Raw genomic sequence first — 21,134 nt, forward strand, 5'->3', positions numbered from 1 at the left:
TCCGTAAGGAACACACCATGGGCGTCATTGCTAGAATTAAAGAAGACATCGAGTCGATTTATCATCGCGATCCAGCTGCAAACAGTACCCTCGAGATTATATTTAACTATCCCGGTATGCATGCAATTTGGATCCACCGTATTAGTCATAAACTTTGGCGTGCTAATTGGCGTTTTACCGCGCGGTGTTTATCGACCTTTTCGCGTTGGTTAACTGGGGTTGAGATTCATCCCGGCGCAACAATAGGCCGACGTTTCTTTATTGACCATGGTATGGGCGTTGTTATTGGTGAAACAGCCGAAATTGGCGATGATTGCACGCTTTATCATAGCGTTACCTTGGGCGGAACCACTTGGCAGCCAGGTAAACGTCATCCTACTTTAGGCAATAACGTCGTAATTGGTGCAGGTGCTAAAATATTAGGCCCTATTACCATGCATGATGGTGCCCGTGTGGGGTCTAATTCTGTTGTGGTAAAAGATGTTGCGACTGACAATACTGTAGTCGGTATACCTGGCCGCGTAGTAGCTACACCGACTAATCAGTCAAAAGAGAAAACAGAACGCCGAACAGAAATGGCTAAAAAATATGGTTTTGACGCCTATGCGGTATCACCAGACAATCCAGATCCTGTTGCAAATGCAATAGGTCAAATGCTTGATCACATGCATTTAATGGATTCAAAAGTCCAAGAGTTGTGCCAAGCTATCCAGCAACTTGGTGGTGATGTGTGTACCAAAAAGTTGCCAGAGTTAAATGTTGATGCATTTGATGAAGCTGAACGAAATGCGGCAAGTAATCGTATACAAGATATAGATAAGTTTGACCCAAGTATTTAGTGATAGCTAAGTACTTGTAGATACAAGTCAAGAAAATAGCCGATATTGCGATTAATTGCCTTGTCGGCATTGAATTTTTGCGGATAAAAAGGTTAAATAGCCCCGCGAAAATGAAACCTTTTGTTATAAGAAATACCTTAATACCTGAGTAAATTAGTAGGATTAATACTTGACTAAATTAGTCGGGTATGATGAAATTACTGCATACTTTTTGGGAGCAGTACAAGTTATGAAACTTACATCAAAAGGTCGCTATGCAGTGACAGCTATGTTAGATGTTGCTATTCACTCAGCTTCTGGTCCAGTGCCTTTAGCCGATATTTCTGAAAGACAAGGAATCTCTTTGTCTTATCTTGAACAACTCTTCGCAAAGTTACGTAAACATGGTCTAGTGTCGAGTGTTCGTGGACCAGGTGGCGGTTATCGTTTAGGCCTTGAAGCCATCGATATTTCAGTAGGTATGGTCGTGCATGCCGTTGATGAATCTGTAGACGCTACTCGTTGTCAAGGACAAGGTAACTGCCAAAGTGGTACTCGTTGCCTTACCCATTCGTTATGGGGTGACTTAAGTAAACAAATTTCTGAGTTTTTAGATGGTATTTCGCTTGCAGGCTTAATGCAAAAACGAGATGTACAATTTATCTCGCTAAAGCAAGACGAAATGCAAAAGGAACATAGAGTGAGTTTGTAACTCAGCTATGTTGATTGATAAATAATTATTTGTACGTTGTATGTAGCCTCATCTGAGACTGCTAAGTACGGAGTGTGTTATGAAGCTTCCTATCTATTTAGATTATGCCGCAACAACCCCTGTAGATCCGCGTGTCGCAGAAAAAATGATGCAACACATGACAATGGACGGTGTGTTCGGTAACCCAGCATCGCGTTCACATCGTTATGGTTGGCAGGCAGAAGAGGCGGTTGATGTCGCCCGTAATCAAGTTGCTGATTTAATTAATGCTGATCACCGCGAAATCGTCTTCACTTCGGGTGCGACAGAGTCAAGTAACCTTGCTATTAAAGGCATTGCTCATTTTTATCACAAAAAGGGCAAGCACATCATCACCAGCAAAACTGAACATAAAGCGACATTAGATACTTGTCGCCAGTTAGAGCGTGAAGGTTATGAAGTGACTTACCTCGAGCCAGAAGCCAACGGCATTATTCCGATGGAACGCTTAGAAGCGGCTATGCGTGATGACACTATTTTGGTTAGCATCATGCATGTTAACAACGAAATTGGTGTGATTCATGACATTAATGCTATAGGTGAGTTATGTCGTTCAAAAGGTGTTTTCTTCCACATGGATGCTGCGCAAAGCGCGGGTAAACTTCCTATTGACGTACAAGCAACTAAAGTCGATTTAATTTCGATTTCTGGTCACAAGATGTACGGTCCTAAAGGCATCGGCGCGTTATATGTCCGCCGTAAGCCTCGTATTCGTCTTGAATCACAAATGCACGGTGGTGGGCATGAGCGTGGTATGCGCAGTGGTACATTAGCGACGCATCAGATTGTGGGCTTGGGCGAAGCTGCTGCAGTGGCTAAGCAAGATATGGCAGAAGATAGCGCACGCATAACTCGTCTTCGTGACAAATTATGGAACGGTATCAAGCACATCGAAGAAACATATATCAACGGTGATATGGAACAACGCTATAGCGGCATCTTTAACGTGAGCTTCAACTTTGTTGAAGGTGAATCGTTAATGATGGCACTGAAAGACCTAGCAGTTTCTTCAGGTTCTGCATGTACATCAGCCAGTTTAGAGCCAAGCTACGTATTACGTGCTTTAGGTCTAAATGATGAAATGGCACATAGCTCAATTCGTTTCTCTCTTGGCCGCTTTACTACCGATGAAGAAATTGAACACTCTATCAAAACGATAACTGAATCAATTGATAAGTTACGTGAAATGTCTCCTCTATGGGAGATGTTCAAAGATGGTATTGACCTTAATCAGGTTCAATGGGCACATCATTAATCGTATAACGACAAAGATTTTGGAGCAGTATCATGGCTTATAGCGAAAAAGTAATCGATCATTATGAAAACCCACGTAACGTAGGTTCATTTGACAAAAACGATCCATCAGTAGTCACTGGAATGGTTGGTGCACCCGCATGTGGTGACGTAATGAAGCTGCAACTTAAAATTAATGCCGATGGCATTATTGAAGATGCAAAATTCAAAACCTACGGTTGTGGCAGCGCAATTGCATCAAGCTCACTCGTAACTGAATGGGTTAAAGGCAAAAGTGTTGACGAAGCAGCAACCATCAAAAATGCTGATATTGCTGAAGAATTAGCATTGCCACCAGTTAAGATTCATTGTTCAATTTTGGCAGAAGATGCCATTAAAGCGGCAATTGAAGAGTATAAAAGCAAACAAGCTAAGTAATACCTGGAGTTTAGATGGCTATTTCAATGACACCTGCGGCGGCAGACCGAGTAAGATCGTTTCTTGCTAACCGTGGTAAAGGCTTAGGTTTACGCCTTGGATTGAGAACATCGGGTTGTTCAGGTATGGCATACGTCATTGAGTTTGTTGATGAACTCAATGACGATGATGAGCTTTATACTATCGATGGTGTGAATATTATTATCGATGCTAAAAGCTTCATCTATTTGCAAGGTATTGAACTGGATTTTGTCAAAGAAGGCCTTAATGAAGGCTTCCAGTTCAATAACCCAAATGCAAAAGGTGAGTGTGGTTGCGGTGAGAGTTTTACCGTTTAATTATTCACCTTAGCCGTTTTATCGAAAACAGTAAGCATGATATCTGCCCATGAATTATTTCGATCTGTTCAATCTAGAACCTGCCTTTGATATCGACACCGCCTTACTTGCAGAGCGCTACCGCGAACTGCAAAGGGCGGTTCATCCCGATAAATTTGCCAACGATACCGAGCAACAAAAATTGCTGTCGGTTCAGCGTACTTCGCAAGTTAATGATGGTTATCAAACTTTAAAAAATCCCTTACGTCGTGCTGAACATATGTTGAGCTTACGTGGTATTGAATTAAGTCACGAAACCACCACACTTAAAGATGGTGCATTTTTAATGCAACAAATGGAGTGGCGTGAAGCGTTAGAAGATATTCAGCACAGTAATGCACCTCAAGACCTAATTGACGAGTTATACGACTCTTTTGGCGAATTTGAATCGACGTTGTCGACTAAATTAACCTCGTTACTCGCCTCTAGTGAAGAAGCTGATGCATTATTGGCTGCAGATCAAATTCGTAAGCTAAAGTTTATGGCAAAATTGCAAGACGAATTGGCCCGTATTGAAGATGGCTTACTGGATTAATGAATCAGTACATTCAAATTTTATGGTTAGCATAGCTAATCAATAACACAACAAGTTGGAACACTATGGCACTGTTGCAAATTGCAGAACCTGGCCAAAGCGCCGCACCACACCAACACCGTTTGGCTGTGGGTGTCGATCTTGGTACAACAAACTCGTTAGTGGCGACAGTGAGAAGCGGCTTAGCATCGACTTTAGCTGATGACAATGGTCGTCACTCTTTACCGTCGGTCGTGCATTATGGCCAAGAAACTGTGCAAGTGGGTTATGAGGCACAAGCTAAATCGGCTTTAGATCCTCAAAATACCATTGTATCAGTTAAGCGTTTTATGGGCCGTAGCCTAGCTGATGTGCAATCTGGTGTACATAAACTGCCGTATACATTGCATGCTAGCGAAAATGGTTTACCAGTTTTTAGCACACCTACGGGACAGGTTAATCCTGTGCAAGTGTCTGCTGAAATTCTAAAGCCATTAATTGCTCGTGCAGAATCGACATTAGGCGGTGAGTTACAAGGTATTGTTATTACAGTACCTGCGTATTTTGATGATGCTCAACGTCAAGGTACTAAAGATGCAGCAGAATTGTTAGGCGTAAAAGTATTACGTTTATTGAACGAGCCTACCGCAGCGGCTATTGCTTATGGATTAGATTCTAAGCAAGAAGGCGTTATTGCTATTTACGATTTAGGTGGCGGCACGTTTGATATTTCTGTATTGCGTTTAAATCGCGGTGTTTTTGAAGTGCTCGCAACCGGTGGTGATTCTGCATTAGGCGGTGATGACTTTGATCATCTTCTAGTGAGCCACTTACAACAGGTGTGGAATATCAACGACCCTAACAATCAGTTAGCACGTCAATTATTGATAGAAGCTCGCCGAGTAAAAGAAGCGCTAACCGATAATGACAGTGTTGAAGCAAATGTAGTGATTGATAATAAGTCATTAACCACACTGGTGGATAAAGACTTATTCAATGAACTTATTAGTGCGTTAGTGAAAAAGACTATCGGCAGTTGTCGTCGTACGCTTCGTGACGCTGGTGTAAGCGTTGATGAAGTGATAGAAACGGTTATGGTTGGTGGTTCAACGCGTGTGCCTTTGGTGCGTGAGCAAGTGGAAGCTTTCTTTAAGAAAACACCACTGACCTCAATTGACCCCGATCGCGTTGTTGCTATTGGCGCTGCGATCCAAGCGGATATTTTAGTCGGTAATAAACCTGAATCTGACTTGTTATTGTTAGATGTCATTCCGTTATCGCTTGGTGTTGAAACCATGGGCGGATTGGTTGAAAAAGTGGTTACACGTAACACGACTATTCCGGTAGCACGCGCACAAGAATTTACTACGTTTAAAGACGGCCAAACAGCGATGGCTTTTCATGTAGTACAGGGCGAGCGTGAATTGGTAGAAGATTGCCGTTCATTGGCGCGTTTTACTCTGCATGGCATTCCTGCTATGGCCGCTGGTGCCGCTCACATTCGTGTGACTTTCCAGGTTGATGCTGATGGTTTACTCAGTGTCACGGCGATGGAAAAATCTACCGAAGTGAAAACCACGATTCAAGTTAAGCCTTCATTTGGTTTGTCTGACACTGAAATTGCAACGATGCTTAAAGATTCTATGAAGTATGCAAAAGATGACATTACCCGTCGTATGCTTGCGGAACAAAAAGTTGAAGCAGCGAGAGTGATAGAGTCATTAAATGCCGCATTAGGCAAGGACGGTGACTTACTTGATGAACAAGAGCGTAAGCAATTAACAGATGCAATAGCATTACTTGACGTTACCGCACAGCAAGACGATGTTGATGCCATTGAAAAAGCGATTGCAAGTCTTGACGATAAAACTCAAGATTTTGCGTCACGACGCATGGATAATTCTATTAGAACGGCGCTAAAAGGGCAGTCGGTCGATAACATATAGGTGAAATAATGCCACAGTTAGTTTTTTTACCCCATCAAGAGCTTTGTCCAGACGGCGCAGTACTTGAAGCAGAAGTTGGTGAGACCATTTTAAACGTTGCACTGCGTAACGGTATTCATATTGAACATGCATGTGAAAAGTCGTGTGCTTGCACCACTTGTCATGTGGTTGTACGTGAAGGCTTTAATCAGCTTGAAGAAAGCGATGAGCTAGAAGATGATATGCTTGATAAAGCTTGGGGTTTAGAACCTGAAAGCCGTTTATCTTGCCAAGCTAAAGTGGTTGATTGTGATATGGTGATTGATATCCCTAAATACACTATCAACATGGTTAGCGAAGGCTAATTAATAATAACGTAAGCGTAATTCAAGCTTATAAAATGAGAGTCAATCATCAAGATTGACTCTTTTTTTATTTCTGGTCATTCCAGTCATTGATTTTAAATAAACTCAGCGTATGATGCGCGAAAATTCCTATTTTGGAGCACTCTGTGCGCATCGCAATACTGTCTCAAGGCCCGCAATTATATTCAACTCGTCGCTTAGTCGAAGCTGCAGTCGCCCGCGGACATGAAGTTAAAGTTATCAACCCATTAAAGTGTTACATGAACATCAACATGACTAAGCCTAGCATTCATATGGCAGGTAAAGACTTAGGTCATTTTGACGCCGTGATCCCACGTATTGGTGCATCTGTCACTTTTTATGGCTCTGCAGTGCTGCGTCAATTAGAGATGATGGGCGTATATGCGGTCAATAGCTCGATTGGTATAGCGCGTTCACGTGATAAGCTCCGTTCAATGCAATTGTTGTCAAGGCAAGGCATTGGTTTACCTATTACTGGCTTTGCGAATAAACCCAGTGACATTCCTGACTTAATCGATATGGTCGGCGGTGCACCATTAGTGGTTAAACTGCTTGAAGGAACACAAGGCATTGGCGTGGTACTTGCTGAAACCCGCAAAGCCGCAGAAAGCGTTCTAGAAGCCTTTATGGGCCTAAAAGCCAACATTATGGTACAAGAATATATTGCTGAAGCCCAAGGTGCTGATATTCGTTGTTTTGTATTAGGCGATAAAGTGATTGCTGCAATGAAACGCCAAGCAAAGCCTGGTGAATTTCGTTCTAACTTGCACCGCGGTGGTAGTGCGACCTTAGTTAAGTTGTCACCACAAGAACGTTCTGTTGCACTGCGTGCGGCTCGCACAATGGGATTAAATGTCGCAGGTGTTGATTTGTTGCGCTCGAACCACGGTCCAGTAGTTATGGAAGTGAACTCTTCACCAGGGCTTGAAGGTATTGAAGGCGCAACCCAAAAAGATGTTGCAGATGCCATTATTAGTTTTATCGAAAAAAATGCTGCAAAAGTGAATAAACAAAACAACGAAATTGCTGCTTGTTAATATAATTGACGTAAAAAAATGCTCAAATGTTATTGTGATTACTGATAAAACTAGGCTTTTTCAGTTTAATTACGTATAATCCGCGCGAATTTTTTAAACTTGCTCACATTAAGGAAGCTAGTTATGGCGATCGAACGCACATTTTCTATTATCAAGCCAGATGCAGTTGCAAAAAACCACATCGGTGCAATCTATAACCGTTTTGAATCAGCTGGTCTTAAGATCATTGCTTCTAAAATGGTACACCTTTCTAAAGAACAAGCTGAAGGCTTCTACGCTGAGCACAGCGCACGTCCTTTCTTTGGTGCTTTAGTGTCTTTCATGACTTCTGGTCCAGTAATGGTTCAAGTGTTAGAAGGCGAAAACGCTGTTGTTGCTAACCGCGAAATCATGGGTGCAACTAACCCAGCTGAAGCTGCTCGTGGTACTTTACGTGCTGACTACGCAGCAAGCATTGACGAAAACGCAGTTCACGGTTCTGATGCAGTTGAATCAGCAGCTCGTGAAATTGCTTACTTCTTCAGCGCTGACGAAGTGTGCCCACGCACTCGTTAATCTTCGCTTGAAAGATTAAAAAAAGGAGCCTAGGCTCCTTTTTTTATATTTAACAATAATGAGCATTGGCATCTACAACTCAGCCATCAACATCCTGCCAATAGCACTCAAATCCAGCACCACATTTAATACCTTTCCATTAATTATGTGACCAATCGCAACGCAGGAGCAGTTGCCGACGACTGCATGGACACAGGAGATAGAGCAACGCAGGAGCAGTTGCCGACGACTGCATGGACACAGGAGATAGAGCAACGCAGGAGCAGTTGCCGACGACTGCATGGACGCAGGAGATAGAGCAACGCAGGAGCAGTTGCCGACGACTGCATGGACGCAGGAGATAGAGCAACGCAGGAGCAGTTGCCGACGACTGCATGGACGCAGGAGATAGAGCAACGCAGGAGCAGTTGCCGAGAGCAACTATGCCTACAATCCTATTACTTTCCTAGAAGACGCAGAACTCCCGCTGAGTGGTCAGATAATGAAAGTAATTGGTTTAATACCCAACATCTAGTCCACAACATCCTCACTTACCACACAATACCTAAGACCCAAATTGAATACTCAAGACCTAATGCAAGTACTTCTACTCCCCTTTACTATGATTTTGTCTTTTCACTTAATTGAAATCTGTTGCTCGCACTCTAGGAGGTTTAGCTGAGTAGATTAATTCATAAGGTAGCCTGATTAACTGCAAGGTTGAGTTTGTCAATTAGGTGATTACTCACCTTGAGCTATTCAGTCTAGTCGAGGTTATTTTAGCTACTAAATGTTATTAATTTGTTATGTTTAGCACGTCAATTTTAGAATGATAAATGAACTATTAGTTGAATGTTAGCGGCTAAATCGATGTATTAATACACGGTTTTTTAGGTGTTTTTGATCGCTTGAATGAGCGATTTGAAGTATTTATTAACATATTTTGAATAAAAATAAGCGTATAGGATACGTTTAAGTTCATTTGTGAATAAATAATCAGTGGATCATGCAGGCAACTTTGCTGTTTTTTAGTTCAAATAAATAATAATTTAATTAAATTTACAAAAACAGTAATGGGTACATTTTGTGAGTAATTGTATTTATATTGTTGTAAGTGTATTTATTTTGTTTTTTATAGATCTTGCATTTGTTTTTTTATAGTTCTTTATTTGTATTTTTTTTAATGCGTAAAATTAACACAAGAATAACAATAGTGCCTTATTTTGGTTATCTAATTGATTTTTATGTATATTTTTTTAGTCAAATTAATTATGTCTTTTAGTTTTATTATCATTTTGTTTACATGTTACCGTTGTTGACGAAAGGTTTTTTATTCATTAATAATGTTTTTGGTAATTGGCTAGGTCGATTATTAATAATTAAAAATATAACAACTTGTTTTATTTAATTCCAAGAATAGGGAGTTTTTCATGATTTCAGTAACATTAACTGCTAAGGCGATCCGTCGCAGTTTATTAGCTGTAGCAGCAACAAGTGTGGCAACAACGGGTTTGTTTTCTTCAGCCGTTATTGCTGCCGACGAGCAGAAAGTAGAACGGATCGAAGTCACCGGTTCACGTATTCAACGCCAAGATATGGAGACAGCTTCACCTGTAACTGTTATCTCTTCTGAAGCCATACGTGCGGAAGGTTTCACATCGGTTGACCAATTACTTCAAGCTCAAACTTCAATGGCGGGTGCCGCGCTAGGTTCAAGCTCAAACAATGGTTCAGACGGTGTCGCACAAGTTGACTTACGCGGCATGGGTTCACAACGTACGTTAGTATTATTAAACGGCCGTCGTATGGTGAACTCAGGATCTGGTGCTGATAGCTCTGTGGATTTAAACTCTATTCCTGTGGCAATGATTGCCCGCGTTGAGATTTTAAAAGATGGTGCATCCGCTGTTTACGGTTCAGATGCAATTGCTGGTGTAGTTAACATTATCACCAAAAAAGATTTCGATGGTTTCCAATTAGACCTTAACGGAAGCACTACGAGTGAAAGCGATGGTGAAACGGGTGAAATAAGCGGCTTATATGGTATTAACACTGACGGCGGCAACTACACTTTTGGTGCTGCTTATTCAAAGCGTGAAGGTGTGATTCAATCTGACCGTGATTGGACTGAGCCTGGTTATAGTTCATTTCTACCAACGGGTTCACTCGATGGTATGGTGCAAGATGGCAACGGTGGATGGGAAGATCGTTCAACCGGTTACGATTACACTACGAGCAGCTACTACCAAACTCCAAACGAGCGTTATAGCTTGTTTGCTAACATGGTTCAAGAATTAGACAATGATTTAGTGCTAACTGGTGATGTGCTATACACTAAGCGCAAATCGGATCAACAACTCGCTCCACAACCTGCTGATGTGATGTTGAATGTATGTGGCGCTGATGGCGTTGCTGCTGATGCCTCATGCATTACACTAAGCGATGCGATGACTACAGCTGGCATTGCAGCTGATGATACCGGTCGTGTTAACTACCGTCGTCGTACAACTGATGCTGGCCCTCGTATTTACTCTCAAGACACTGATACATTTCGCATCTCTGCAGCACTTGCTGGTGAACTTGATATTAATACAGGTATGAACTGGGATGTTGCTTATACCTACGGTAAAAATAAAGCAGACTCTAGCGTTGAGAACTCTATTAATGCAACAAGCCTTAAAGATTCAGTATATGCGAATCAAGATGCTTGGTTCAGTGGTGCAGCATTAACGGATGATATCGTTAATGATATTAGCTTTACTGACAACGCGAATGGCGGCAACGAACAACACACTGTTTCTGCGGGTTTAAACGGTGATTTATTTGATGTAAGTGCGGGCACAGTTGCATTTGCGATTGGCGCAGAATACCGCTATGAAAGCGGTTATTACAACCCCGATCCCGTGACAGTTGCTGGTGACAGTACTGCTGCACAACAGGATGCGACTGATGGCGATTACAATGTCATTTCTGTTTTCCAAGAAGTGAGTGTGCCTTTCACTGACAAATTAACTGGTGAATTTGCTCTACGTTATGACGATTATTCAACATTTGGTAAAGCATCAACATGGAAAATCGGTTTAACGTATGAAGCAACTGATGATTTAATGCTTCGTGGTGTTGCTGCAACAGGTTTCCGTGCACCGAGTATTAGTGAACTATTTGGTGGTGACACCGGTTCTTATGACTACTTAGATGATCCATGGGGCAATGCTCAAGATCCACAAATCCTAGTCCGTTATACGTCGGATGATGATTTGAAAGCGGAAGAGTCTGACTCTTACACTGCTGGTCTAGTTTATTCTCCAAGTTATGTTGAAGGTTTATCGTTAACGCTTGATTACTGGCGCTTTAAAGTTACTAACGCGATTACTCGTTTAGATGTCCAAGCTGGTTTAGATGAATGTTTTGCTAATGCATCTGCTGCAGCATGTGAAACGTTCAATATTGGTGCTAACGGTGACTTATCTGAGTTAACTAACTCGTTAACTAACGTAGGTAGCCAAGATACCAGTGGTATAGACTTTAACTTAGCGTACAACTTTGAAGCTCTATCGTTAGATTGGAAAATCAGTAATGACACGACTTACTTGTTAAACTTTGAACAAGAAGGTAATGACTACACCAATTACATTGACGGTAACTTTGGTGCTTATGCTGAAGTTCGTAACAACTTTAGCCTTCAAGCTGGCCAAGATAGTTGGAATGTTAACTACTTCAACCGTTACATCGGTGAAATGGATGACTTAGGTACAGGCGATAAAGTGGACGCAGTTCTTTACCACAACATTGCTGGTACTTACTTTGTTACTGACATGATTACCCTGAGTGCTGGTGTGAAAAACTTCACTGATGAAGAACCATCAAGCGTTTCTAACGGTAGCGACGGCGGCACTGTCCCAGAAGTGTATGACACTATTGGTCGTCAATACTATGGCGGCGTAACTGTTAAGTTCTAATAGTTGCAACAATAATGAATGCCAATAACACCTATTGGCATGTTAAAAAGCCTACAGAAATGTAGGCTTTTTTGTGTCTGTTTCTAAGGTAAGTCTATTTATAGATGTTTAGTGATTTAACCTAAGCTCTAACCTATGTTCATTAAGATACTTTTGTTGGCAGTTGCTGCAGCGTTGTTCAGTGGGGTCTATCTGTAATCTACCTGCGTCGATGTCCATTTCACAGTCAGAGCAGAGGCCATAAAGACCGAGATCGAGTTGGCATAATGCTGCATCTAGCTTCATTAATTGAGTGAATAGATCGGTGTTGGCTAACTTTACTTGTGACAGGTAATCTATAATATCCCCCAGTGCAGCGGTATGAGCCAGCTGACTCTCGTCTGGTGATATATCCTTGATAATTGACAATAACTCACGTCTCAACTTGAGTTCAAGTTGTTGTAATTTTTGCAGTATGTCCTGGTAGTTGTGCAACTGAAATAACCTTTACTGGTAATGTCACTAGAAATTCTATTCTAGGCACAAAAAAAACGTAGGTTATGACGAAGATCAATTCTGAGGTAGATTTTTGCACTCAGGCGACAAAAGTTTGTAGCCTGAGACGATAGAAATTAGCGTAATGACTGATGTGCCTGTTGTAGCACCGTCACAATCTCTTCGGTAGTTTTATAGACCCGTAACTCACGAAATAATGCATCCGCTTCAGGGTATTGACGATTTAAGTAGCTAAACCATTGTTTAATACGCGAAGGGTAATAATCTGATTTTCGGCCGCTGAGTTCTTTCTCCGTATAACTCATTAAGAGTGTTAACGTTTGTAGCCAAGTATAAGGTGTCGCACCGGTTTTTATGGTGTCGCCTAAATTAGGTAACGAAATCGCACCTCGGCCAATCATGACACTGTCACACCCAGTGACATCCATGCAACGTTGAGCATCAGCAGCATTCCAAATTTCGCCATTAGCGATTACCGGAATAGGTAATCGTTTACGAACCTCAGTGATGTATTCCCAATAAGCAGGTGGCTTATATCCGTCAGTTTTGCTGCGAGCATGAATTGCTAACTCTGATGCGCCTGCTTCGTAAACCGCTAATGCGTTTTCCATAAATAATGATTTGTCTTCGTAACCAAGGCGTATTTTGGCTGTGACGGGGTGCTCGCCTGGCACGGCGTTGCGCATGGCTTTAACAATCTTGTAAATGTTTTCTGGATATTGCAGTAATACTGCGCCACCTTTACTCTTATTGACCGTTTTAGCAGGGCAACCAAAGTTGGCATCAACGCCATTAGAACCTAATTCAATTGCCCTAATTGCATTTTCGGCCATCCACTCTGGCTCTTGTCCCAACAATTGCACACGAACAGGTGTGCCAGAGGGGGTTAATCCGTGATTGAGTAACTCAGGGCACAATTTGTAAAATACTTTCTCCGGCAATAGCTGGTTTACAACTCGTACAAACTCAGTAACCACTAAATCAAATGGGTTAATAGCAGATAAAATATCACGCATATGGTCATCAACCACGCCTTCCATCGGAGCTAAAATAACGCGCACAATACACCTTGCTGAATAAAAAAGTGCGCTATTTTACCGTGTTTATCTGTCGATAACAGCATTAAGCACCAGTTTAAGCACTCAGGTTTATCAATAAGTCCTTTTTTTTACTATTTATCAAAAAGATAGTCGGGATCTTGCAGGTCTTAAACTCATGCTCCCTCTTCTTGTGATGTTAATTTTGTGTTAATTTAACTCCGTCCTAGCCTGATTTTTTATTACTGAATGTGAGTTTTTTCACATTTATTTATTTATTTTGAAATAAAACTAACAGAGCGCAGGTCTCTTTATGCAAGCCGGCAATGATGTTGGTCACCATTACATAATCAAGACACGAGGAAGATAAAAATTATGAACTCAATCAAACAAACTACTGTAGCTGTTGCGTTAGGTGCTGTTGTGATGACTGCTGGTTTTGCTGCTGAAGTACAAGCGAACCCTTTTGGATTTGAACAATTAACAGCTGGCTATCAATTAGACGGTGGCGAAGGCAAGTGCGGTGAAGGTAAATGCGGCGGCGACATGAAAAAATCAGCTGAAAAAGCAGCTGAAGGTAAATGTGGCGAAGGCAAATGCGGCGGCGACATGAAAAAGTCTGCTGAAAAAGCGGTCGAAGGTAAGTGTGGCGAAGGCAAATGCGGCGGCGACATGAAAAAGTCTGCTGAAAAAGCGGTCGAAGGTAAGTGTGGCGAAGGCAAATGCGGTGGCGACATGAAAAAGTCTGCTGAAAAAGCCAAAGAAGGTAAATGTGGCGAAGGCAAATGTGGTGGTGATAAGTAAGCGATAGCCAATATTAACCACAACCATTTGATATTGCTTCGGCTTATCTGACACAATTAAGGCCTGAGTTTCAGGCCTTAATTTTATCTCGAATTTATGGTTTAAGGACGCAATATGTCTACAGTAAAACATCTCCCTTTAAGCCACGCGAGTGTCGGTTTAGGATTACGCCGTGAAATGTTGGATGAATTTTGCCAGCATGTACCAAAGGCAATCAATTTTTTTGAAGTCGCGCCAGAAAACTGGATGACATTAGGTGGTAAATTTGGTCGCCAGTTTAAGCAATTAACAGAGCAGCATACTTTTTTCTGCCATGGGCTTTCGTTATCCATTGGCAGTCCTGAGTCGCTTGATATTCAATTTGTTAAAAATATAAAGCACTTTTTGGATGAACATCGCATTGATGTGTACTCAGAGCATTTAAGTTATTGCTCGGGAACCGGGCACATGTATGACTTGATGCCGATACCGTTTACCGATGAAGCCGTGATCCACACGGCACAACGGATCAAGCAAGTTGAAGATATTCTCGAACGTCCTTTCATTCTTGAAAACGTGTCGTTTTATGCCGCCCCTGGCGCGCAAATGAGTGAACAAGTTTTTGTAAATGCGGTATTACAAGAAGCTGATTGCAAACTATTACTCGACGTAAATAATATTTACGTTAATTCAATTAATCATCAATATGATGCTAATGAATTTCTTGCAGCAATGCCAACAGAGCGTATCGCTTATTTGCATATCGCTGGCCATTATGACGAAGACGTTGACTTAAAGGTCGATACTCATGGCGCAGATGTGATTGCCCCTGTATGGACACTACTACAACAATGTTACCAATTACATGGTGTTCGTCCTACGTTGCTCGAAAGAGACTTTAATATTCCCAAAACTGAAATATTACTCAACGAGATAAACCAAATTCATCATTATCAACAAGATGCACAATTACATAAGTAATTAGTCTAAGTCGAGTTAAGTAGTGGTTGTAGCAGTGATTATTGAGGAAACTAATGATGGGATTTATTGACGTACAGCAGCAGTTTATGGATTATATTCGCGATCCTAGCCAACCTTTGCCTGACGGTATTGAAGCAAGGCGAATGACAATATACCGAGAGCTGTTTTTTAATAATATTTCAGGTTTTGTCTCTAGTGCTTTTCCGGTACTAAAAAGCTTATATTCTGTTGAGCAATGGCAGGTGTTAGTGCAACAATTTTTTGTTATGCACGATTGTAAAACTCCGATATTTGTAGAAATAGCCGGTGAGTTTCTGGCATTTTTACAACATGAATATATCCCGTCTGAACATGATCCTATTTTTATGCTACAACTTGCACATTATGAATGGCTAGAGTTGTGTACCGCTGTTGCACCAGACACTTTACAATCGCAACTATTAAGCAGTGATAATGTACAAGATCATCGTTTGATTTTAGCCGCGAGTGCTAAGGTTGCTCAATATGCCTTTGATGTTCAACATATCAGCGTTGATTATCAACCCATTGAGCCGACAACTCAGGCGAATTTCTTTTGTGTTTATCGTGATAGTGAAGATGAAGTGGCGTTTTTAAAACTTACGCCATTAAGTGCGCAAGTGTTAGCTTATATTGAAGAAATGGATCTCGCACAACAAGCGGTTAGCCTTGATAATATTATCGATTGGCTTGGTGAGCATTATCCGCAAATGTCGACAGATGCTTTATTTTCTGGTTGTTTACCTTTATTGCAGCAACTTGCACAAAAGGGGATTGTGGTAGCGGCCAAATAAACAAGTAGACTTAATAATTTTAAGGTTTTTATTTTATGAATATGCGTCTAAAATAAGCCACTTTTTGTGAGCGACTTCACATCGATATTGGTTAGTTAACTCATTTGTTAACGACACTATTGCAGATTGATGTAAGGCATTGCAGTAAAAATATCACTTTAATTTAGGAATTATCATGAGTCAGCCGTTTAAAGACCCGTTTAACATTGTTTATTTTATTGGTTTTATTTTGGTTTTATTAATTCCAACATTGCCAGCGACTCTTTCATGGTTAAAAGTGTCAGGATTAATTTAACGCTTATTTCAGAATAATCTGTCATGATATTGCCTTACTAAACCACTCTGATAGAGTGGTTTTTTGTTTATGGCGAGGGTGGTTATGGCGCTAAAACGCGGCTTTTTTTTGATTATTGGTCTGTGCAGCCTAGTATTAGGCTTAATTGGCATTATGTTACCATTATTGCCAACGGTGCCCTTTATTTTATTATCGGCATTCTGCTTTGCCCGCTCAAATGACCGTTTACACCATTGGTTAATTACACACCCTTGGTTTGCAGAAGGGATCCATCAATGGCAGTCAAAAAGGGCTTTGAGTCGACCTTTAAAGCGCAAAGCCATGTTTATGAGCAGCGTAAGCTTTTGTATTAGCATCGTAATTGTACCAATAATTTGGGTTAAAATTATGTTGTTCAGTATGATGCTCGTTTTGTTGTTTTTTTTGTGGCGGATCCCAGAGTTAGAATAATAAATCGTCAGTTAATGCATGACAGTTGCAACTGAGATTAAACGGGCATAAGATCACTTAAGTATTTTTACCAGAGTCCACCAATAACGTGGACTTTTTTATTGCGTAATCACTTTTAAACAGAGTTAACTAATTATGATGAACCAAGACAGTTTAGCGCTTATCAAGAACAGCATTAAAACCATTCCTGATTATCCAAAGCCAGGCATTATGTTCCGTGATGTCACCAGCTTGTTAGAAAGCGCTGAAGCGTACAAAGCAACAATTGCTATTTTAGTTGCTCACTACCAATCAAAAGGTTTTACTAAAGTGGTTGGCACAGAAGCGCGTGGCTTTTTATTTGGTGCGCCTTTAGCACTTGAGCTTGGCGTTGGATTTGTCCCTGTGCGTAAGCCAGGTAAATTACCGCGCGAAACCATTAGCCAAACTTATGAATTAGAATATGGTAAAGACACTTTAGAAATTCATACCGATGCGATTAACGCAAACGATAAAGTGCTCGTTATTGACGATTTATTAGCCACCGGCGGCACAATTGAAGCAACGGTTAAGCTTATTCGTCAATTAGGTGGTGAAGTTTCCCACGCTGCATTTGTTATCTCATTGCCTGAAATTGGAGGCGAAAAGCGCCTTCAAGGTCTAGGGATTGAAGTATTAAGCTTATGTGAGTTTGACGGCGAATAGTACGATTAAAATAACTGCTAATTTATTAGGCAGTTAACTGCATTAACGTCCATCAAATGCCCGCTCAACAATAGCATGCCAGCCCTTGGCATGTTATTGTTATCCCCTTTAATGGGATTGACTCCCGATAGCTCTATGTGGGGAATTTCATGTCTTATCAAGTGCTCGCCCGCAAATGGCGTCCAGCAAAATTTGAACAAATGGTTGGTCAGTCCCATGTACTAATGGCACTCACTAATGCATTAAGCCAGCAACGTCTTCATCATGCATATTTGTTTACCGGAACCCGTGGGGTCGGTAAAACCAGCTTGGCACGACTTTTTGCCAAGGGGCTTAATTGCGAAACTGGCGTAACGGCAAATCCTTGCGGTGAATGTTCAAGTTGTATTGAAATTGCTCAGGGTCGCTTTGTTGATCTCATTGAGGTCGATGCGGCTTCTCGCACTAAAGTAGATGATACCCGCGAATTGCTGGACAACGTGCAATACCGCCCATCTCGTGGTCGCTTTAAAGTTTACCTTATAGACGAAGTCCACATGCTGTCGCGCAGCAGTTTTAATGCCTTGTTAAAAACCTTAGAAGAGCCCCCTGAGCATGTAAAATTTTTGCTGGCGACCACGGATCCACATAAATTACCGGTAACGGTATTGTCTCGTTGTTTGCAATTTAATTTAAAGAGTCTGTCGCAGCAAGAAATCTGCAAGCAACTTGAATACGTCATTACTCAAGAACAATTACCTTTTGAGCCTCAAGCTTTAAATGTGTTGGCTAAGGCCGCTAATGGTAGTATGCGAGATGCATTGAGTTTAACCGATCAGGCCATTGCGTTTGGTAGCGGGCAGGTGATGCTTGAGCAAGTACAAACCATGTTGGGCAGTATTGATGAGCAACATGTTATTGCGCTATTAAAAACCTTATGCGATGCCGATGTGGCACCTTTGATGCAAATGGTGGCAAAAGTATTAGCGTTTGGTGCTGATGCTGAAGAAGTGCTGCGCAGTCTACTTGAGTTACTGCATCAAATTACTTTGACCCAGTTTGCTCCCGCCGCAGCTCAACAATCTCTGTTTAGTGAGCAAATTCTAGCGTTTGCTCAGCAATTATCGCCAGAACAAGTGCAATTGTATTATCAAATGTTACTTAATGGCCGTAAAGATCTCGCTTTTGCACCAGATCCTAAATCTGGGCTGGAAATGGCATTATTGCGTGCGGTGGCTTTCACTCCTGAAAAGCAAGTCAAACGATGGGTAACAGCCACTGCTGCCGTAATTGATTTAACACAAACGCACGAGGTCACTGATACAAGCCCAAAGCTTAAAGATTCAGTATCCGTTAGCCAAGAAAGTTTAAGTGGAGCACAAGTAGCATCACTTTCAACGGGGGTTGCACAAGTCAATGCAAGCCAAGTCTTAGCTACACAACATAATACTGAATCACTTAAGGTAGGATCTAGCGATGCAGCCTCGTCAGAAGATGTTTCAACGCAAAGTGAGTCAGGTGATGATGATGAGCTGGATAATACGGTTAGTGATCAAGACTATACAATCACTGATGCGGCATTAATTGCGGAACAAAGCGTATTGTTGAGTCAAGCTCAGAGCTATGGTTTTAATGAAAAATCAACAAGTCAAACTGATGCGAAGACAGATGACTCGTTAATCTCAGCAACCGGTGCGAATGTTAGCTTGTCTATTGATTCGGCCGTTATCAACGCGACTGCTGCTAAAACTGTTGATATTGAATGCAACGACCTTGCTGATGCTGAGCCCGCTCCTATTAACAATGCCACTGAGTCGAGCGTAGTTTTAGCTGTTTCTGTTGATAACGATTTAGATGATACTCATGATAGCGCTTCAGATACCTCATCAGACAGCTCTTTTGAAGGTTATTCCTATAGTGATTATGAGCAAGACGGTGACTATCAGCCTTCAGATCATGATGATTACATCGCATTTTCTGCACAGTCAGAGTCTGAGTTTAAAGATGAGTCATTCGAACCAACCAATACACTGAGTTTATCTTCGCAAGAGCAATCTGTACAAACCTCATCGCCTAAAGCATTACAACAGGCTGAGGAAAAACCTGCAGCACAAACCGCTGCAAACCAAGAAGATGCATTAGACTTTCTAAATGTAGTACTTGCCAGCCGTGATTCGTTAATTGCCGATGTTGGCGCGCTGCAGCAAAAAGAAGCTGAGGCTGCTAAAACACCTGTTGTCAGTAAGTCCGCGAACATAAGTAAAGTACCTGCTGCGCCGAAACGCTTTGCGACAACAGCTGAGTCAATGCCTGAGACTCCGATTGAATCATCACTTGAGATGTCACAAACAGATACGCCGATTGAGCTGCATCGTGTGAGTAATACAGAGACTATTCAAGCGTCTGTTCCTGTGTCTGCCACTATGCCCGAAGATCCAACAGACGATGTCTCTAATGGTCAACATTCAACAAATGAAAGTGTAACTGCAGATGCGAAATATGATAGGGCGCCATGGATAGAACCTGCTGCAGATGAGTCCTATACAACTTTTGCCGATTTTGCCCAGCAGCAGGCAACACAACCTGTTCAAAGCGGTTCTGCAGCAATAAAGCAAACCTCGAGCGCTTTTACGGCATCAAAGCCCGCTATTACTGCTGAGCCTTTAGCTAAACCCTTAGAGTCTCGAACGTTAACGGCGATAGCGCCGTTTACTCAACACACTATTGAAGGCGACGAGCTTGATTTACATTGGTATAAAGTGATGACAAATGTATCGGTTGGCGGCCGGGTAAGGCAGTTGGGTGTTAATTCTGTTTGCCAAGCACAAAGTAACCCATTGGTGTTGGTATTAAAACCGGACCAAAAACACCTTTCAGCACCTATTGCGATAGATCAATTGCAAGTCGCGTTGACGGATTATTTGCAACAACCAACTGAAGTTCAAATTCAAATCGGTATTGTTCCACAGCGAGAAACACCGTTAGAATTGCGTAAACGATTTCATCGAGAATTGATTGCTCAAGCCGAGCAATCAATTTTGCAAGATGATAATACTCAGTGGATGATCCAACGATTATCTGCCCAGTTAGACAGTGATAGTATTGAGTATCCGCCTGAGCAGTTGGCGCAAATTGCTCAAGATATTGCTCAATTAACTGCTCAATAACTATTCGTAAATGGTAATTTAGGTTGAAATGAACATATCTTCATCTCAAAAATGCTCAGCCTAGATTGCCAATCGATTTTATTTCAGTAAGATTAGCGTCATTATGGCGACGTGCTAACAACCCTAATTAGAGAGAGACAAACTATGTTTGGTGGAAAAGGCGGTATGGGCAATTTAATGAAACAAGCCCAAATGATGCAAGACAAAATGGCAAAAGTTCAAGAAGAGATCGCACGCACAGAAATGACCGGTGAAGCTGGTGCTGGCTTGGTTAAAGTAACCATGACAGGTAACCACAGTGTGCGCAAAGTTGAAATTGACCCAAGCTTAATGGAAGATGACAAAGAAATGCTCGAAGACTTGATTGCCGCTGCATGTAATGATGCAGCGCGTCGTTTAGAAGAAAATCAAAAGACTAAAATGGCTGAAGTAACGGGTGGCATGCAATTGCCACCAGGAATGAAAATGCCGTTTTAATC

20 protein-coding genes are annotated in these 21,134 nt (G+C 41.6%); 18 read left to right on the forward strand and 2 right to left on the reverse strand.

Translation table 11 applies throughout. The annotated features are described in order from the left end of the window. Positions 1-17 precede the first annotated feature (17 nt). The 11 genes from cysE (at position 18) to IEY40_RS13410 (ending at position 11,972) form a co-directional block, all read left to right on the forward strand. Positions 18-839, forward strand: a complete 822-nt coding sequence (cysE, locus tag IEY40_RS13360; protein ID WP_188956961.1) for a serine O-acetyltransferase — start codon at positions 18-20, stop codon at positions 837-839. A 229-nt stretch (positions 840-1,068) separates the two neighbouring features. Then, positions 1,069-1,530, forward strand: a complete 462-nt coding sequence (iscR, locus tag IEY40_RS13365) for a Fe-S cluster assembly transcriptional regulator IscR (RefSeq protein ID WP_188956963.1) — start codon at positions 1,069-1,071, stop codon at positions 1,528-1,530. A 79-nt stretch (positions 1,531-1,609) separates the two neighbouring features. Next, positions 1,610-2,824 carry an IscS subfamily cysteine desulfurase gene (locus IEY40_RS13370; RefSeq protein ID WP_188956965.1) on the forward strand — a complete coding sequence of 405 codons (1,215 nt, stop codon included), beginning with the start codon at positions 1,610-1,612 and terminating at the stop codon, positions 2,822-2,824. A 32-nt stretch (positions 2,825-2,856) separates the two neighbouring features. Next, positions 2,857-3,240, forward strand: a complete 384-nt coding sequence (iscU, locus tag IEY40_RS13375) for a Fe-S cluster assembly scaffold IscU (protein ID WP_137221296.1) — start codon at positions 2,857-2,859, stop codon at positions 3,238-3,240. Between the two features lie 14 nt (positions 3,241-3,254). Next, entirely contained in the window at positions 3,255-3,578 is a 324-nt protein-coding gene (gene iscA, locus IEY40_RS13380) for an iron-sulfur cluster assembly protein IscA (protein ID WP_160054300.1), read from the forward strand. A gap of 49 nt (positions 3,579-3,627) precedes the next feature. After that, positions 3,628-4,152, forward strand: coding sequence for a co-chaperone HscB (hscB, locus tag IEY40_RS13385; RefSeq protein WP_188956967.1), 525 nt, complete (start codon positions 3,628-3,630; stop codon positions 4,150-4,152). Positions 4,153-4,217: 65 nt separating this feature from the next. Beyond that, a complete protein-coding gene (gene hscA / locus IEY40_RS13390; RefSeq protein WP_188956969.1) occupies positions 4,218-6,077 on the forward strand; it encodes a Fe-S protein assembly chaperone HscA in 1,860 nt (619 codons plus the stop codon). Positions 6,078-6,085: 8 nt separating this feature from the next. Continuing rightward, positions 6,086-6,421 (forward strand): ISC system 2Fe-2S type ferredoxin, encoded by a 336-nt coding sequence (gene fdx, locus IEY40_RS13395; RefSeq protein WP_188956971.1) that lies wholly within the window; start codon positions 6,086-6,088, stop codon positions 6,419-6,421. 146 nt (positions 6,422-6,567) lie between these two features. Further along, positions 6,568-7,479, forward strand: coding sequence for a 30S ribosomal protein S6--L-glutamate ligase (rimK, locus tag IEY40_RS13400; protein WP_188956973.1), 912 nt, complete (start codon positions 6,568-6,570; stop codon positions 7,477-7,479). A 123-nt stretch (positions 7,480-7,602) separates the two neighbouring features. Further along, positions 7,603-8,034, forward strand: coding sequence for a nucleoside-diphosphate kinase (gene ndk, locus IEY40_RS13405; RefSeq protein WP_188956975.1), 432 nt, complete (start codon positions 7,603-7,605; stop codon positions 8,032-8,034). Between the two features lie 1,409 nt (positions 8,035-9,443). After that, the gene (locus tag IEY40_RS13410; RefSeq protein WP_188956977.1) at positions 9,444-11,972 is read left to right on the forward strand and encodes a TonB-dependent receptor plug domain-containing protein; all 2,529 of its coding nucleotides are present in this window, start codon (positions 9,444-9,446) and stop codon (positions 11,970-11,972) included. Positions 11,973-12,080: 108 nt separating this feature from the next. Here IEY40_RS13410 and IEY40_RS13415 read toward each other — a convergent pair whose 3' ends face one another. Then, positions 12,081-12,446, reverse strand: coding sequence for a TraR/DksA family transcriptional regulator (locus tag IEY40_RS13415; RefSeq protein ID WP_229777106.1), 366 nt, complete (start codon positions 12,444-12,446; stop codon positions 12,081-12,083). A 137-nt stretch (positions 12,447-12,583) separates the two neighbouring features. Next, complete coding sequence (gene dusC, locus IEY40_RS13420; RefSeq protein ID WP_188956979.1) at positions 12,584-13,528, reverse strand: tRNA dihydrouridine(16) synthase DusC; 945 nt, start codon at positions 13,526-13,528, stop codon at positions 12,584-12,586. A 351-nt stretch (positions 13,529-13,879) separates the two neighbouring features. Here dusC and IEY40_RS13425 point away from each other — a divergent pair, with 351 nt between their 5' ends. The 7 genes from IEY40_RS13425 to IEY40_RS13455 all read left to right on the forward strand — a co-directional run bounded on the left by IEY40_RS13425 (position 13,880) and on the right by IEY40_RS13455 (position 21,132). Continuing rightward, positions 13,880-14,308, forward strand: a complete 429-nt coding sequence (locus IEY40_RS13425; RefSeq protein WP_188956981.1) for an HvfA family oxazolone/thioamide-modified RiPP metallophore — start codon at positions 13,880-13,882, stop codon at positions 14,306-14,308. Between the two features lie 114 nt (positions 14,309-14,422). Next, complete coding sequence (locus IEY40_RS13430; protein ID WP_188956983.1) at positions 14,423-15,268, forward strand: HvfB family MNIO-type RiPP peptide maturase; 846 nt, start codon at positions 14,423-14,425, stop codon at positions 15,266-15,268. 56 nt (positions 15,269-15,324) lie between these two features. Then, positions 15,325-16,080: an HvfC family RiPP maturation protein gene (locus IEY40_RS13435; RefSeq protein WP_188957072.1), complete on the forward strand. Its 756-nt coding sequence runs from the start codon at positions 15,325-15,327 to the stop codon at positions 16,078-16,080. A 379-nt stretch (positions 16,081-16,459) separates the two neighbouring features. Further along, positions 16,460-16,825, forward strand: a complete 366-nt coding sequence (locus IEY40_RS13440) for a YbaN family protein (protein ID WP_188956984.1) — start codon at positions 16,460-16,462, stop codon at positions 16,823-16,825. 132 nt (positions 16,826-16,957) lie between these two features. Then, entirely contained in the window at positions 16,958-17,509 is a 552-nt protein-coding gene (apt, locus tag IEY40_RS13445) for an adenine phosphoribosyltransferase (protein WP_188957074.1), read from the forward strand. Positions 17,510-17,658: 149 nt separating this feature from the next. Beyond that, the gene (gene dnaX, locus IEY40_RS13450) at positions 17,659-20,655 is read left to right on the forward strand and encodes a DNA polymerase III subunit gamma/tau (protein ID WP_188956986.1); all 2,997 of its coding nucleotides are present in this window, start codon (positions 17,659-17,661) and stop codon (positions 20,653-20,655) included. A 144-nt stretch (positions 20,656-20,799) separates the two neighbouring features. Then, entirely contained in the window at positions 20,800-21,132 is a 333-nt protein-coding gene (locus IEY40_RS13455) for a YbaB/EbfC family nucleoid-associated protein (protein ID WP_160054287.1), read from the forward strand. The last annotated feature ends 2 nt before the right edge of the window (positions 21,133-21,134 follow it).

It is taken from the genome of Shewanella ulleungensis, from assembly GCF_014648315.1.
Lineage (GTDB): Bacteria > Pseudomonadota > Gammaproteobacteria > Enterobacterales > Shewanellaceae > Shewanella > Shewanella ulleungensis.